Consider the following 15,252-nt stretch of genomic DNA (forward strand, 5'->3'; position numbering starts at 1 on the left):
CAAGAAGGACAGAAAACGTATGGCGACTGTTTCGCCCGCTTCTGATTTTGCGACTGTTGCGGCCTCGGCCGCAGCGCCCACTGCCCGTGTGCGCGACCCGCGACTGGATTTCTATCGCGGCATTGCGATGTTCATTATCCTGATCGCCCATATCCCGAACGATCCTTGGGCCAAATGGATCCCGGCCCGTTTCGGGTTCTCGGATGCGACCGAGATCTTCGTGTTCTGTTCGGGCATGGCCTCGGCCATTGCATTCGGCGGCGCGTTCCTGCGCAAAGGCTGGCGGATGGGGACGGCCCGCGTGGCGTTCCGCATATGGCAGGTCTACTGGGCGCATATCTGCCTGTTCTTCTTTGTCGCCATGAGCATGGCCGCGCTGGACAATTCCGGCCTGTTTGAAAAAAGCTATGTCTCGTCACTGAACCTGCAGCATTTCTTCAATGACCCGCTGCCGCAAATGGTCGGGATTTTCACTCTGACCTATGTGCCCAACTACTTCGACATCCTGCCGATGTATTTGGTCGTTCTGGCGATGATGCCGCTCTACATGGCCCTTTACCGTGTCAGCTTTTGGCTGATGGCGGCTGTGTCGGTCGCGATCTGGCTTGTCGCCCAGACCGGAGTGCTGGCCCTTCCGGCTGAGCCGTGGTCGGACCGTCAATGGTTCTTCAACCCATTCGGTTGGCAACTGCTGTTCTTCACTGGGTTCGCCTTTATGCGCGGCTGGCTTCCGGCGCCTCCGGTATCAAAAGCACTGATCTGGGCGGCCATTGCATTTCTGGTTCTGTCCGCGCCCTTCGGGTCGTGGAAGGTTTTCCTGTGGGTTCAATCCGCGGCCCCCGGTCTGGCCGAACAAATCCGCGAGATTTGGCCTCTGACCAAAGAACTGCGTGGTAAGACCGAGTTCGGCCTGTTCCGCTACATCCATTTCCTGTCGCTGGCCTATCTGGGCTGGGTCGCCGCCGGTGAGCATGGTCACCGCCTGATCGCCACCGGGCACTCTCTGGGCGCGCGCATCTGGCAGGTGGTTCTGAAACTGATCACCAAAGTGGGGCAGCAATCCCTAGCGGTCTTTGTCTTCTCGATGGCCGCAGCCCGCCTGATCGGGGTCGCGTTGGATCGGACCGAGCGGGATGTTGCCAGTGTCTTTGTCGCCAACATGATTGGCTTTGCCATGATCATCGGGGTGGCCTATCTGGCCGCCTGGTTCAAATCTCAGCCATGGAAATCAAAGAAATGAATCTGACTCGCCGCGCATTTCTGGCCTCGACCTCCGCGCTGTTTCTGGCGCCGGCCACCTTTGCCTCGGGGTCGGAGGTTCCGTTCGACCGCAACGACGTGGTTGAACTGGCCCGAGAACTGGCCAGCCGCCCCTTTGCCGAGCGCGAGATGGTGCCGCAGGAATGGCAGGACCTGACTTATACGCAATACCGCTCCATCCGTTTCCGGCTGGACCGCGCCCTGTGGTACGAGACCGAGACCCCCTTCAACGTCGATTTCTTCACCCCCGGCTTGTATTTCCCGCGCACGGTCAAGGTTTCGACCGTCGAGAACGGGATGACCAAGCCGGTCGCTTTCGACCTTGAGATGTTCGACAAGGCCGAAGAGGTCCCGACCCTTCCAATCGACGAAACGCTTGGGTTCTCGGGCCTTCGGCTGCGCACGGAAATGCACCGCCCCGGCAAAACTGATGAGTTCTGCGTCTGGCAGGGTGCCAGCTATTTCCGCGCCATTGGTCTGCACGAGGTCTATGGCCTGTCCGCGCGCGGTCTGGCCCTGAAAACCGGCGATCCGGATGGTGAGGAGTTCCCCGAATTCATCCGCTTTTGGCTGGAACGTCCCGAACCCGGTCACCGCAACATGGTTGTCCACGCCCTGATGGACAGCCCCAGCGTGACCGGTGCATACCGCTTTAACGTCACCGCCGGTGCCGATTGCATCATGGATGTCGAGGCCACCCTCTTCCCCCGCGAAGAGCTGCCGCATGTGGGTATCGCACCCGGCACCTCGATGTTCCTGTTCGATCAGACCAATCACAGCCGGTTCGACGATTTCCGCCCCGCTGTCCATGACAGCGACGGGCTGCTGATCCGCAACGGCGCGGGTGAGGTGATCTGGCGTCCCTTGGCGAATCCGACCCGTCTGCAAATCTCGTCTTTCGTGGACATGAACCCTCAGGGCTTTGGCCTGATGCAACGCAAGCGCGAATTCTCGGACTATGCAGATCTTGAGGCGAACTATCACAAACGCCCCAGCCTGTGGGTCGAGCCCGGCTCCGATTGGGGCAAGGGCACGGTGACGCTAGTCGAGATCCCCGCCGATCAGGAGATCTATGACAATATCGTCGCCTACTGGCGGCCCGCCGAGCCCTATGCCGCAGGCAGCCAGGTAGACCTGAGCTACCGCCTGATCTGGGGTGAGGAACCACAGCGCACGCCGATGCCGCGGGTCATCAACACGGCGATGGGTGAGAACACCTTTGGCGAAGGCCGTCTGGCCGTGATCGACTTTGAGCCCAGCCCTCTGTTCGACGATCTGGAGGCATTCAGCATTTTCGCGAATTCGCCTCATGCGGAAACCTCGGACGGTGTGTTGCAGCGCAACCCCGATACCGGCGGTGTGCGTCTGGCGTTCTCGTTCCAGCCGGGCGAACGAGACCATGTGGAGCTTCGCGCGCAATTGCTGGTCGGCAAGCAACCCGCCTCCGAAGTCTGGCTGTACCGTTGGACCGCATGAGCCGCGACCTGCATATCATGCCACCCGAGGCCCCGCTGGCAATGCCCGAGCAGGACTTCCGAGCAGGGTTCCGGGATGCACAGGTCCCTGCGGGTGCCCACCCATCGGCCGGATTCTGGCGCGCACTGGCGTTTTCGCCCGCAATGGCAGCCACGCTAGGTTTGCTATGGGTCATGAGCGACTGGTTCGGGTCCGAGGGCATAAACCTTGTCGAAGCCATCCTGCTGGCTCTGATTTCGTTCAACTTTTTCTGGATTTCCTTCACGGTCTGCACCGTGCTGCTCGGCATGATCTCGCTGTCCCGGCAGGAGCGCCCGATCCGACAAGACCGCGCGCAACCACTGCGCGTTGCCCTGCTGATGCCAACCTACAACGAGGTGCCGTGGTTCGTGCTGGGCAATGCCCGCACCATGCTGGAAGAACTGCGCGCCCGAGGCGGGCAGCATGAATACGCGATGTTCATCCTCTCGGACACCCGCGATCCGGACATCGCCGCGCAAGAGCAAGCCAGTATTGAGGCACTGCGCACCACGCTAGCCCCCGACCTGAAGCTCTACTACCGCCGTCGCGAACAGAATACCGACCGCAAAGTTGGCAATATCGCCGATTGGGTCAGCCGCTGGGGTGCAGATTGGGACGCGATGCTGGTGCTGGATGCCGACAGTTTGATGACGGGCCGCGCGATTGCTCGGCTGACGGATTCTTTGGCGCGTGATCCCAGCGCGGGCTTGATTCAAAGCTACCCGCAACTCATTGGTGCACAGTCGGTCTTTGCCCGGATGCAGCAATTCGCCAATGGCGTCTACGGTATCGCCTTTGCCGAAGGTCTGGCCCGCTGGTGTGGGCAAGAGGGCAACTATTGGGGCCACAATGCCATAATCCGCACCAAGGCCTTTGCCACCTGTGCCGGACTGCCCAAGCTGCGCGCGTTCAACGGTCAGGAAAAACTGATCATGAGCCACGACTTTGTCGAGGCTGGTCTGCTGCGCCGTGCCGGATGGGCCGTGCGGTTCCTGCCGCGCATTCGCGGCTCTTACGAGGAAACACCACCCACCCTAATCGACCACGCCATGCGGGACCGCCGCTGGTGTCAGGGGAACCTGCAACATCTGAAACTGCTGGGCTCGCGCGGGTTCCGGTCCGTCTCGCGGTTTCACATGTTCCACGGGGCGGTCGGCTATCTGATGTCGCCCTTGTGGTTTGCGCTGTTGCTGATGTGGGCGTTGATTGGTCAGGGTGAGGACGCCTCGGTCCTACACTATTTCAGCCCCGACAACCCCCTGTTCCCGCAATGGCCAGAGATGTCTGAGACACGCCATGTGCTGATCATTCTCGTCATGTACGCGATGCTGCTGGCCCCCAAGGTTCTGGGTGTTGCCGCCCTGCCCCTCAGTGGAGTGCGCTATTCCGATTTCGGCGGGTGGCGGCGGTTCTTCACCTCGTTCCTGTTCGAGGTCATCCTGTCGATCCTCTACGCGCCGATCCTGATGGTGCAGCAAATGATCGCCGTATTCCGCACTGCATTGGGCATCCAAAAGGGCTGGTCCCCTCAGGCGCGTGACGGGGGTAGCTATTCGTTGCGTACGCTGATCCTGTGCCACGCGCTGGAAACCGTCAGTGGCATAGCACTTAGCGTTGGTATTCTGGCCGGGCTGGTCTCGGTCTGGCTGGCCCCGATTGCGATAAGCCTTGCGCTGGCGATCCCGCTGTCGGCGCTCAGCGGTGTGTCCGCCGGAACCGCCCGCCGTATGGTCGGTATGCGCGAGGATTTTGCCGAGCCCGCCATCACCCGCTCGGCCCGTCGTCATCGCAATGAATTGAAACGCCTGATCGAGGGCAAGGGCAGCATGACCCCGGCGGAATAATCAACCGCCGGGCAATCCTTCGTACCAGTCCAGCATCAAATCCGCCCACCCGTTGGGCACCGTATGACCGCCGGGGAACAGCGCGAATTCCAGCGCGCTGCCCTCGGCACATCCCATCCAGTTGCGTCGCATGAACTGGCCCGTGGTCGAGAACCCGCTGGGCTTGGTATCAACACAGCCATTTGCCTCGCGCCAGATCTCAAGACCGGCAAAGATATCGCCTTGATGGAAACGGCCACCGCCCAGCAAACGCCCTTCGAGCGGAACGACATTGTCGATCCAGCCATGGGTGTGAAACATGCGGATCGGCCCGGCGCAGGATTCAGGATGCGGACGCCAGAAACCACCTGAGACGGGGACATAGGCCGAGAAGGTCTCGGGCGCGTCGCAGGCGAGGTAGTTCACCATGAAACCGCCGGCGGAAAACCCTCCTAGAACAACGCGTTCGCCGTCAATGCCAAACCGTTCTGCAGCGTCATCCACCGCTTCGCTAAGAAAGGCCGTTTCGTCACGCTCACCAAAGCCTGGATAGAAGTTCCAGCTTTGAATGCCGCCCCGGTCCGGCCGCTCCAACCCCTCCGGCGCCATAACCGCATAGCCGCGCGCTAGCAGAGGCTCGACCATACTGCGATTGTTCATCGTTCCTGAGCCGCTGCCTCCGTAGCCATGCAGAAACACGACCAGAGGCGGGTTTTCAGCTTCAGGCAGCTCGATGTGATACGCGCCCGAGGCGATCTCGCAGGTGCCCTCATCCGGGCCACAATCGGCCAGAGCGGGTTGCGCCGCAGCAGTCAGACAGAAAGATAGCCAGTATTTGTGTTTCATCACGCCCCCTCAACAAAGGTCTCAACCGGCAGACCGGCCCGTACCCAGCCCGGCCCGGCGGCCGAGCCCAACATACCCTCAGGCACGTCAATGATATTGGTAAACCCGGCAGCGGTCAGTTGATTGCTCAACCGTGCCGAACGGACCCCGCGCGCGCAGATCAACGCCACAGGGGCGGACTTGTCACCGCCAGCCATTTGCACCAAGGCCGGAATGAAATCCTCGCGCCGCATATCCAGAGGCTGCGCACCCTGCCCGACGCCTGTGGCCTTCCATTCCCGAGGTGTGCGGATGTCCACCAGCAAAACATCTCCGGCGACGGCCTTCTGATGCGCCTGCGTCACTTCTAGCTGGCCACCCGCATAGTCCTGCGGGATCAGGCGGTATTCACGAATGGCAAATCCTGCGGCAATTGCGCCTGCACCGCCCATCAATACCCACCGTCGCGTTCGGCTTTTCCCGTCTGCCATATGGCGTTCTCCTGCACTCATGGCTTGGTTCTATCACAAGGGTTGCAACCGCGCGCCGGGGATTTCCGGCAGCGGGATCAAGTTCGCGTCATTATCACGCAGAAAGATAGGTTCGATATACACCTTTTAACATCTGTCAAAACCTTGCAATTTTTGGACAATCATTAAATTATCCTACAAAATCTGTCATATTGACCGCCCAGACCGGAGTATCGCACTTGTCCCTATTCCTCATCGCGGCCCTTCCCTTCCTCGGAGCTGTTTTCCCAGCCCTCCTGATCCGGGCGGGACGAAATGCAGCCGCCTCGGCCGCAGGGTTGACCACTTTCCTTGCCTTGATGGGGTTGCTGATCCATATCCCCAGCGTGATGCGCGGGGATGTCGTGACAGCGCGGTTTGACTGGATACCGGGGCTGGGGCTGAACGCGAATTTCATGCTGGACGGGCTGGGTTTTCTGTTTGCTCTGCTGATCCTCGGCATCGGCCTGCTAATCATCCTTTATGCGCGGTTCTACCTGTCGCGCGAAGACCCGATGGGGCAGTTCTACACCTATCTGCTGCTGTTTCAGGGCGCGATGGTCGGGATTGTTCTGTCTGATAACATCCTGCTTTTGCTGATTTTCTGGGAGCTGACTTCGCTCAGTTCATTCTTGCTGATCGGCTATTGGAAACACCTTCCCGAAGGTCGACAAGGCGCGCGCATGGCACTTGCTGTCACCGGAGGCGGTGGCTTGGCAATGATTGCCGGGATGCTGATTTTGGGAAATATCGTCGGGTCCTATGACCTCAGCGTGATTTTGCAGAACAAAGAGCTGATCCAGGCCTCGCCCTACTATCTGCCCGCGCTGATCCTGATCCTGCTGGGTTGTTTCACAAAATCGGCGCAGTTCCCGTTCCATTTCTGGCTCCCTCACGCGATGGCTGCACCGACGCCGGTTTCCGCCTATCTGCACTCGGCCACCATGGTGAAGGCCGGGTTGTTCCTGATGGCGCGGATGTGGCCGGTTCTGGCGGGGACGGAGGCGTGGTTCTATATCGTCGCAACAACCGGTCTGGCGACCATGTTGTTGGGGGCCGTGATCGCCCTGTTCAAGGACGATCTGAAGGCTCTGCTGGCGTTCTCAACGGTGTCGCATCTGGGTTTGATCACAATGCTGCTGGGCTTTGGCACCAAGTTTGCAGCCGTGGCCGCCGTGTTCCACATCATCAACCACGCGACGTTCAAAGCCGCGCTGTTCATGACCGCCGGGATCGTGGATCACGAAACCGGAACGCGCGATGTCAAACGGCTGGGCGGCTTGCGTCATCTGATGCCGATCACCTTCACCATCGGCACCATCGCAGCTTTGTCCATGGCCGGGCTGCCTCCGCTTAACGGGTTCCTGTCAAAAGAGATGATGCTGGAGGAAACCGTCCACACCACATGGCTGAACTCTCACTATCTCGTTCCGGGTCTCGCCCTGCTGGCGGCACTGTTCTCGGCAGCCTATTCCTTCCGTTTTGTAAGCCATGTATTCCTTGGACCAAAGCGCGAGGATTACCCGGCCCATCCGCATGACCCTCCGGTCGGGCTTTGGCTGGCACCCGCCTTCATGGTCGTTCTGGTCGTGCTGATTGGCCTTTATTCAGCGGCCATCGTCGGCCCGCTGGTGGCCGTCGTATCCAGCGCCGTGATCGGTGGCGAAAAGCTGCCTTATTATTCGCTGAAACTGTGGCACGGCTTTACCCCTGCGCTGTATATGTCCGTTGTCGCGACGTTGGGCGGTCTGTTCCTGATGTCGCAACACAAACGCGCGCAGCAGCTTTGGAACACCCTGCCCCGGCCTGAGGCCAAAGTGATCTTTGAGGCCATTATCAATGCGTTTACGCGGCTCAGCCAATGGATCACAGATGAGCTGCACAATGGTGTCCTCAGCCGGTATGCGATCATCTTTGTCGCCTTTACCGTCGGCCTTGGCTACTACGCCTATTCCACCGGGACGATCGGCGTTGAAACCCGCGTGCCGCTGCCTGCGCAGATCATTCCGATCGTTGGCTGGATCTGTCTGGTGGGCGCAACGCTGGGCATCATGTGGTTCCACCGTAACCGCCTGTTGTCGCTGGTTCTGATTGGTGTTGTCGGACTGATCGTTTCGGTTGCGTTCAACTACCTCTCGGCTCCGGATCTGGCACTGACTCAGATCTCAGTCGAGGTGGTGACGATGATCCTGTTGCTGCTGTCGCTGAACTTCCTGCCGACCGAGACCCCATGGGACAGTACCGCCGCGCGGCGTTGGCGGGATGCCGCGATCTCGGTCGTGGCCGGGATTGGGACAGGTGCTCTGGTCTATGCGATCATGCTGCGTGATTTCGCCTTCCCGACGATTTCCGAATTCCACCTTGCCAACTCGTACAAAGGTGGTGGCGGCACCAACGTGGTGAACGTCATCCTCGTGGATTTCAGGGGCTTTGATACCTTTGGCGAGATCATCGTTCTGGGCATCGCGGCGCTGATAATCTTTGCCCTGACCGAAGCGGTCCTGAGCAGCAACGTCCGGGGCTACCTGCTGAATCGCAAGCCGCATTGGCCGCAATCGGGCGACTCCCATCCGTTGATGATGGTGGTCGTGACCCGCGTGATGATGCCAATTGCCCTGATGGTGGGTGCCTACATCTTCTTCCGTGGCCACAACCAGCCCGGAGGCGGCTTTATAGCCGGCCTGATCGTCGCCATCGCCTATCTGATGCAGTACATGGCCAGCGGCTACACCTGGGCGATCGAACGGCAAAGGTTCTACTATCACGGCACCATCGGCTGGGGTGTACTGATCGCCGCCGCTACCGGTCTCGGCGCCTGGTTCAATGAACGCCCCTTCCTCACCAGCGATTTCGGCTACATCAACTGGCCACCGCTGGAAGAGTTCGAATGGGCCACCGCCATGTTGTTCGACACCGGAGTTTTCCTCGCTGTTCTGGGCGCGGTGATGCTGGCGCTGGATAGCCTGTCGCGCTTTGCATGGCAGCCGGGCATGGCACAGGAGTTCCCGATGGATATCAACCCGCTGCGGGACGCTCCGCCGGAAGAAGAACAAGAGAAGGAGCAGGCCTGATGGAAGCGCTCGTTGCCTCTGCCGTAGGTATTCTGACCGCCGCCGGGATTTTCCTGATCCTGCGTCGCCGAACATTCCCGGTCATTCTTGGCCTGTCGCTGATCACCTATGCGGTGAATGTGTTCCTGTTCGCAACCGGACGTCTGGCGCTGAATTCACCTGCCGTTCTGAACAAATACGAAGACGTTCCCTATACCGATCCGCTGCCGCAGGCGCTGGTGCTGACGGCCATCGTGATCTCATTCGGAATGACAGCGGTGATCGTGATGATCTCGCTCTCGGCCTATCTGTCCTCGAAGGATGACCATATCGACATGAGCCCGCATGACAGCGTGGACGCGCCGGGAGAAGACGCATGAACCATTGGATCGTCGCGCCGATCGTTCTTCCTGCGATCCTGGCCCCATTCATTATCATGGTCCTGCGCTATCACCTCGACCTGCAGCGCATTTTCTCGGTCGCGGGGGTTGTTGCCCTTCTGGGCATTGCCCTGACCATCACCGCGCAGGCGGCGGGAGGCGACATTCAGGTCTATGAACTGGGCAACTGGCCCGCCCCCTTCGGGATTGTCATGGTGCTGGACCGGCTATCAGCCATGATGGTTCTGCTGACGGCCTTACTGGCCCTGCCCATTGTGCTCTACGCCATCGGCTCGGGTTGGGACGAGCGTGGCAAGCATTTTCACGCACTGTTTCATTTCCAGCTTATGGGCGTATGCGGGGCCTTCCTGACCGGCGACGCCTTCAACCTGTTTGTGTTCTTCGAAGTCCTGCTGATCGCCTCCTACGGTCTGATGACCCATGGTGGCGGTGCGGTCAGGCTGAAGGCTGGCGTGCAATACGTGGCCTATAATCTATTGGGGTCGACCCTGTTCCTGTTCGCCCTGGGCACACTCTATGGCGTGACTGGCACGCTCAACATGGCCGACATTGCGCTCCGGGTGGCCGAGATACCGCCCGAGGATACCGCTTTGCTGCGGGTTGGTGCTGTGTTGCTGTTATTGGTGTTCTGTATCAAGGCCGCCGTTCTGCCGTTGCATTTCTGGCTACCGGCCAGCTACGCCAACGCTCCCCTACCCGTGGCGGCCTTGTTCGCGATTATGACCAAGGTTGGGGCGTATTCGATCATCCGGATGTACACTCTGGCCTTCGGCCCGGAGGTCGAGGCAACGCAAGGTCTGGTCGGCAATTGGCTGCAACCTGCTGCGCTGGTCACCCTTGCCGTCGGAGCTATCGGCATCCTCGGCTCGCAACATATCGCGCGGATGGTCGCCTTTTGTGCCATCGCCTCGATGGGGACGCTGCTGATTGCCATTTCACTGTTCACGCCGGATGCCAGTGCAGCCGCGCTCTACTACGTGTTCCATTCGACGCTTGCGACGGCCCTGTTGTTCCTTGTCGCCGATCTGGTGATGGAACGCCGCGGTGGTGCGATCGCGCCCACGAGACCAATGGCGCAGACCGGATTGATCTCAGCGCTGTTTTTCGTCGGAGCGATTGCCATGGCCGGGATGCCTCCGCTGTCCGGCTTTATCGGCAAGCTGCTGGTTCTGGACGCGGCCCGGGATGCACCCGACGCAACCTCTGTCTGGGCGGTCATCCTGATCGGATCCTTTGTCACAATCGTTGGTCTCGCGCGGACCGGCACGTTGATCTTCTGGAAAAGCCACGACGCGGACCATAACCCTCAGCCCGAGGGGGAAGACGCCGAGCCTCAACCCACCCCTGAACCGCACCCGGGTCTGGCGTTTACATCGGTCTTCGGTTTGGTCAGCGGTCTGATCCTGCTGACCTTGTTTGCAGGCCCCGCGCTAGAATACACCAGCAAAACCGCCGAGCAACTGTTCACACCCGAAGACTACATCTCGGCCGTATTGGGAGAGGCAGAATGATCAAGCTGCTACACCGTATATTCCCGCACCCTCACCTGAGCTTTCTGCTGACACTGGTCTGGGTTCTGCTTGCCAATAACGGGTCGTTAAACTCGCTCGTTTTTGGTTTGATTCTAGGGATCATCATTCCCTTCATCACCCAACCCTATTGGCCAGATCGCCCCAAACTGCGCAACTGGCCCATGGTAGCGGAATACATCCTGGTGGTGCTCTGGGACATCGTTATCGCAAATATCACCGTCGCCCGGATCATCCTGTTCAAACGCGACGACGCTCGCCAACCAAACTGGATCTGCGTCCCGCTTGAACTGCGCACACCCGAGGCAATCACCGTACTGGCCGGGACAATCACCATGACGCCCGGAACGGTCAGCTGTGATCTGTCGGCGCAAGGGCACAACCTTCTGGTCCATTGCCTCGATGCACCTGACCCCGAGGCCGTGCGCGATCAGATCAAACAGCGCTACGAACGCCGCCTGAAGGAGATTTTCGAATGATTGATTATGCGATCTACTTCGCCTTCGCCTGCTTCGGAGCCGCAATCATGATGTGCCTGTGGCGGATCATCACCGCCGATGGTGTCGGCACCCGCGTTCTGGCGCTGGACACGATGGTGATCAACACCATCGCGCTGATGATCCTGTACGGGCTGGATCAAGGCACCGAGATCTTCTTCGAGGCTGCCATGATCATCGCCATGCTGGGTTTTGTTTCAACAGTGGCCTATGCGCGCTTCATGCTGCGCGGCAACATTATCGAGTGAGGGCGACATGACATTTCTCGTCGAATTGCTGATTGCCGCCTTCCTGATCATGTCGGGTATCTTCGGCTTCGTTGGATCGTTTGGGATGATCAAACTGAAAGACCCGATGTCGCGCCTGCACGCGCCGACCAAAGCGACAACGCTGGGTGTAGGCGGCGTGCTGCTGGCCTCGATTGCACATTCCGTGTTGCTTGAGGGCAAGCTATCGATGCATGAGCTGCTGATCACGCTGTTTTTGTTCCTGACGGCCCCGATCACGGCCCTGTTCATTGCCAAATGGCACATTCATCGTCATGAAAAGCCGCAGGATCTGCCGGATGCAGGTGAGGATGAGCTTTGGGCCACTCACGCGGTCGAGCAGGTTGAAGACGTCCCTGATCACAGCACGAACTGAGCCTGATGCATAACCCTCCGCTGCCCCTGACCCGTGATCTGGTTTTGATTGGCGGAGGTCACACCCACGCTCTGTTGCTGCGAAAATGGGGGATGAATCCTCTGCCCGGCGCGCGCGTAACGGTGATCAACCCCGGCCCCACTGCGCCCTATTCAGGGATGCTGCCCGGTTTTGTCGCCGGTCATTACTCCCGCTCTGATCTGGACATTGATCTGGTCCGACTGGCCCGTTTCGCGGGCGCGCGGGTCATTCTGGGCGCGGTTGATGAGATCGAAACCGACCAGCGCCATGTGCACATGCCGGGGCGCCCTCCGGTGGCTTATGACGTCGCCTCGTTCAATGTCGGGATCACCTCGGACATGCCCGCCCTGCCAGGTTTTGCAGACCATGCCGTTCCGGCCAAACCCTTGGGCGCCTTTGCCGCGCGTTGGTCTGCATATCTGGACCGCACCGGCCCTGCCTCGGTGGCCGTGATAGGCGGAGGCGTCGCTGGGGTCGAGCTGGCAATGGCCATGGCCCATGCGCTGAAAACCAAAGGCAGACCCGCGCGGATCACGCTGATCGACAATGCCTCGGCCATGACAGCAACCAGCCCCAAGGCCGCGGCGACGATCCGCAAGGCGATGGTTGGTCTTGGCATCGACGTGCTTGAGAGCGTCTCGATCAAAGAGATTGCCGCAGATCACGTCGCGCTGGACGATGGTCGCCAGATCCCTGCCGAGTTTGCGACCGGCGCTGCGGGGGCGAGACCCTATAGCTGGATCCAGCACACCGGGCTGGACCTGTACGAAGGTTTCATCCGCGTGAACGGCCACCTGCAATCCAGCGACCCCGCCATCTTCGCCGCCGGAGACTGCGCCCACCTGACCGAGAATCCGCGCCCCAAAGCAGGCGTCTACGCGGTGCGCGAGGCGCCAGTATTGTTCAACAACCTGCGCGCGGCGCTGGGGGCTGGGACCATGCAGCGCTATGTGCCGCAAAAGGACTACCTGAAGCTGATCTCATTGGGCGACAAGTCTGCATTGGCCGAGCGTATGGGCACGTCGTTCAGCGGTGCCCTGATGTGGCGATGGAAGGACCATATTGACCAGAGCTTCATGAACAAGTTCCGCGATCTCCCGGCAATGGCAACCCCCGACCTCCCGCGTCCCCACGCCGCCGGTATGGCCGAAACCCTTGGTGACAAGCCCATGTGCGGCGGCTGTGGGGCGAAACTCAGTCGTGGCGCGCTAAGCGGCGCTCTGGCTGCGCTGCCTGAGCCATTGCGTCAAGACGTGACGGCGCTGCCCGGAGACGACGCCGCGCTGCTGACAACCGGGAAGGCGCGGCAGGTCATCACCACGGACCACCTGCGCAGTGTCACCGATGACCCCGTCCTGATGACCCGCATCGCTGCGGTTCATGCGTTGGGGGACATTTGGGCGATGGGGGCCGCGCCGCAGGCCGCAACGGCCACTCTCATCCTGCCGCGCATATCCTCTGACCTGCAGGAACGGACGCTTTTCGAGATCATGCAAACCGCCAGCGACGTCATGCGAGACGCCGGAGCCGAGATCGTCGGCGGCCACAGCTCAATGGGCGATGAGATGACGATTGGCTTCACGGTGACCGGACTATGCACGAAAGACCCAATCACTCTGGCGGGCGGCAGGCCCGGCGATGCGCTGATCTTGACCAAACCCATCGGCAGCGGCGTTGTGATGGCTGCCGAAATGGCCGGACGGGCCGAGGGCGCAACCGTCGCGCAAGCCTATAAGATCATGACCCAACCGCAAGGCGCGGCGTCCCGCATTCTGGCTGAGGCCCACGCGATGACCGACGTTACAGGGTTCGGCTTGGCCGGGCACTTGAACGGGCTGTGCGAGGCATCAATTTGCGGCGCTGTGCTTGATCTTGAGGCCGTCCCCGTGATGCCCGGAGCCATCGAGCTGAGCGACGCCGGCATCCAATCGACGCTTTTTGCAGATAACCGCTCCATCGCACCCGAGCTGCCCATGGACGGCAAAGCCGCACTGTTGTTCGACCCGCAAACAGCGGGCGGGCTGCTGGCTGCGGTAGCACCCGAGATCGCCGACAAACTGCTGGAGGATCTGCGAGCGGCGGGTTACCCGGCTGCGCGGATTGGGCATTTGACCGATACTCCGGGGTTGAAGCTTCAAAGCTGATCCAGCGTGTTTTTGATGCGATCCGCCGCATCCCTCAGACCATTGTCATCCAACTGCGCAATCTCGATCCGCGCCAAAATCTTGGCCGGGTGTTGACGTTGGGATTTGGCGTAGGCTGGATCATAGTGCTGCTCCATCAGCGCACGGGTCAGAGCCTCTTTGTCGCCCGACGACATGAGGTTCAACCACCCGTCCACGACCTCATGCCCGCGATGAGATCGCAGTGGAGACAAGCGATCCCGAAGGCGCTCGGTATCCGACAAGATGTCGTCATACGCCTGAGTCAAGTAAGCCGACCGGGCAGACAAAGGCGCGTCTATATGAATACGCGGCGCGGCGCACATCGCGGTCCAGACGCTGGGTGGCAGGATGCGATCGCCTATTTTCGACGACTCCGCCTCAACCACCACAGGGCGAGATGGGTCCAGGGCGCAAAATGCGGCTGACAGGGCGGACTCAAAAGCCTTCTGACTGGGCTGCCCACCTGGCCTTTCCCCCAGCAGTGAGCCGCGATGATTGGCAAGCCCCTCCAGATCAACCACTTGCACGCCGCGGCGATCCAGATGGTGCAACAACTCGGTCTTGGCGGTGCCAGTGTAGCCATCCAGCGCGATCAGTTGGAAGGGCAGCGGCTGGTCGTACAGGTAGGCCTTCACTAGCCGGCGATAGGTCCGATAACCTCCATCGACGACATCCGCCTGCCAGCCAATCTGCTGCAACGTCCATGTAAACGAGCCCGAGCGTTGCCCGCCGCGCCAGCAATAGACCAAGGGCCGCCAGTTCCCCTCATGATGGCTGAGGCGGTGTTCGATATGGTTCGCTGCATTGCGAAACACCAGCGCCGCCCCGAGCTTTCGCGCCAGAAAGGGGCTTTGCTGTTTGTAGATGGTACCGACCCGCGCGCGTTCTTCATTGTCCAGAACCGGCAGATTGATCGCCCCCGGCAGGTGGTCTTCAGCAAATTCTGCCGGGCTGCGGACGTCGATGACCGTATCAAACCCATGCGCGTACAGCTGCGGTAATTCTGTGAATTTCAGTGCCATACCAAGCGCCC

General features: G+C 60.3%; 13 protein-coding genes. 10 read left to right on the forward strand and 3 right to left on the reverse strand.

Annotation, left to right across the window (positions count from 1 at the left end):
• Nucleotides 1-19 precede the first annotated feature (19 nt).
• From ACR0JF_RS03845 to mdoH, 3 genes are read left to right on the forward strand one after another with little or no spacing between them, the layout of a single operon-like run.
• Complete coding sequence (locus tag ACR0JF_RS03845) at nt 20-1,240, forward strand: OpgC domain-containing protein (RefSeq protein WP_170660266.1); 1,221 nt, start codon at nt 20-22, stop codon at nt 1,238-1,240.
• Nucleotides 1,237-2,736, forward strand: coding sequence for a glucan biosynthesis protein G (locus ACR0JF_RS03850; RefSeq protein WP_170660267.1), 1,500 nt, complete (start codon nt 1,237-1,239; stop codon nt 2,734-2,736). The genes ACR0JF_RS03845 and ACR0JF_RS03850 overlap by 4 nt, the downstream gene beginning before the upstream one ends.
• On the forward strand, nt 2,733-4,601 hold the full coding sequence (gene mdoH / locus ACR0JF_RS03855) for a glucans biosynthesis glucosyltransferase MdoH (protein WP_170660268.1): 1,869 nt from the start codon (nt 2,733-2,735) through the stop codon (nt 4,599-4,601). Before ACR0JF_RS03850 ends, mdoH begins: the two co-directional genes overlap by 4 nt.
• Here the strand turns inward: mdoH and ACR0JF_RS03860 are convergent, their stop codons facing one another.
• On the reverse strand, nt 4,602-5,426 hold the full coding sequence (locus tag ACR0JF_RS03860) for an alpha/beta fold hydrolase (protein WP_170660269.1): 825 nt from the start codon (nt 5,424-5,426) through the stop codon (nt 4,602-4,604).
• On the reverse strand, nt 5,426-5,896 hold the full coding sequence (locus tag ACR0JF_RS03865) for a rhodanese-like domain-containing protein (RefSeq protein ID WP_170660270.1): 471 nt from the start codon (nt 5,894-5,896) through the stop codon (nt 5,426-5,428). The genes ACR0JF_RS03860 and ACR0JF_RS03865 overlap by 1 nt, the downstream gene beginning before the upstream one ends.
• Before the next feature lie 218 nt (nt 5,897-6,114).
• Between ACR0JF_RS03865 and ACR0JF_RS03870 the strand changes: the two genes are divergently transcribed.
• The 7 genes from ACR0JF_RS03870 to selD are packed head-to-tail and all read left to right on the forward strand — an operon-like array spanning nt 6,115 to nt 14,198.
• Entirely contained in the window at nt 6,115-8,985 is a 2,871-nt protein-coding gene (locus ACR0JF_RS03870) for a monovalent cation/H+ antiporter subunit A (protein ID WP_170660271.1), read from the forward strand.
• Nucleotides 8,985-9,344 carry a Na+/H+ antiporter subunit C gene (locus ACR0JF_RS03875; protein WP_170374216.1) on the forward strand — a complete coding sequence of 120 codons (360 nt, stop codon included), beginning with the start codon at nt 8,985-8,987 and terminating at the stop codon, nt 9,342-9,344. The genes ACR0JF_RS03870 and ACR0JF_RS03875 overlap by 1 nt, the downstream gene beginning before the upstream one ends.
• Nucleotides 9,341-10,876 carry a monovalent cation/H+ antiporter subunit D gene (locus tag ACR0JF_RS03880; protein ID WP_170660272.1) on the forward strand — a complete coding sequence of 512 codons (1,536 nt, stop codon included), beginning with the start codon at nt 9,341-9,343 and terminating at the stop codon, nt 10,874-10,876. Before ACR0JF_RS03875 ends, ACR0JF_RS03880 begins: the two co-directional genes overlap by 4 nt.
• Entirely contained in the window at nt 10,876-11,373 is a 498-nt protein-coding gene (locus tag ACR0JF_RS03885) for a Na+/H+ antiporter subunit E (protein ID WP_170467657.1), read from the forward strand. Before ACR0JF_RS03880 ends, ACR0JF_RS03885 begins: the two co-directional genes overlap by 1 nt.
• Nucleotides 11,370-11,639, forward strand: a complete 270-nt coding sequence (locus ACR0JF_RS03890) for a K+/H+ antiporter subunit F (protein WP_152457439.1) — start codon at nt 11,370-11,372, stop codon at nt 11,637-11,639. The genes ACR0JF_RS03885 and ACR0JF_RS03890 overlap by 4 nt, the downstream gene beginning before the upstream one ends.
• A gap of 7 nt (nt 11,640-11,646) precedes the next feature.
• A complete protein-coding gene (locus tag ACR0JF_RS03895) occupies nt 11,647-12,033 on the forward strand; it encodes a Na+/H+ antiporter subunit G (RefSeq protein ID WP_170374220.1) in 387 nt (128 codons plus the stop codon).
• A 5-nt stretch (nt 12,034-12,038) separates the two neighbouring features.
• Nucleotides 12,039-14,198, forward strand: coding sequence for a selenide, water dikinase SelD (selD, locus tag ACR0JF_RS03900; protein ID WP_170660273.1), 2,160 nt, complete (start codon nt 12,039-12,041; stop codon nt 14,196-14,198).
• Here selD and mnmH read toward each other — a convergent pair.
• A complete protein-coding gene (gene mnmH / locus ACR0JF_RS03905) occupies nt 14,189-15,241 on the reverse strand; it encodes a tRNA 2-selenouridine(34) synthase MnmH (RefSeq protein ID WP_170660274.1) in 1,053 nt (350 codons plus the stop codon). The genes selD and mnmH overlap by 10 nt on opposite strands.
• Between the last annotated feature and the right edge of the window lie 11 nt (nt 15,242-15,252).

The sequence above is a fragment of the Ruegeria sp. BG11 genome (assembly GCF_056538565.1).

Bases quoted from the DNA above. Each gene is read 5' to 3' on its own strand.
- mdoH (WP_170660268.1), top strand. From the start codon at position 2,733: ATGAGCCGCGACCTGCATATCATGCCACCCGAGGCCCCGCTGGCAATG.
- ACR0JF_RS03880 (WP_170660272.1), top strand. From the start codon at position 9,341: ATGAACCATTGGATCGTCGCGCCGATCGTTCTTCCTGCGATCCTGGCC.
- selD (WP_170660273.1), top strand. From the start codon at position 12,039: ATGCATAACCCTCCGCTGCCCCTGACCCGTGATCTGGTTTTGATTGGC.
- ACR0JF_RS03895 (WP_170374220.1), top strand. From the start codon at position 11,647: ATGACATTTCTCGTCGAATTGCTGATTGCCGCCTTCCTGATCATGTCG.
- ACR0JF_RS03850 (WP_170660267.1), top strand. From the start codon at position 1,237: ATGAATCTGACTCGCCGCGCATTTCTGGCCTCGACCTCCGCGCTGTTT.
- ACR0JF_RS03865 (WP_170660270.1), bottom strand. From the start codon at position 5,896: ATGGCAGACGGGAAAAGCCGAACGCGACGGTGGGTATTGATGGGCGGT.
- ACR0JF_RS03875 (WP_170374216.1), top strand. From the start codon at position 8,985: ATGGAAGCGCTCGTTGCCTCTGCCGTAGGTATTCTGACCGCCGCCGGG.
- ACR0JF_RS03860 (WP_170660269.1), bottom strand. From the start codon at position 5,426: ATGAAACACAAATACTGGCTATCTTTCTGTCTGACTGCTGCGGCGCAA.
- mnmH (WP_170660274.1), bottom strand. From the start codon at position 15,241: ATGGCACTGAAATTCACAGAATTACCGCAGCTGTACGCGCATGGGTTT.
- ACR0JF_RS03845 (WP_170660266.1), top strand. From the start codon at position 20: ATGGCGACTGTTTCGCCCGCTTCTGATTTTGCGACTGTTGCGGCCTCG.
- ACR0JF_RS03890 (WP_152457439.1), top strand. From the start codon at position 11,370: ATGATTGATTATGCGATCTACTTCGCCTTCGCCTGCTTCGGAGCCGCA.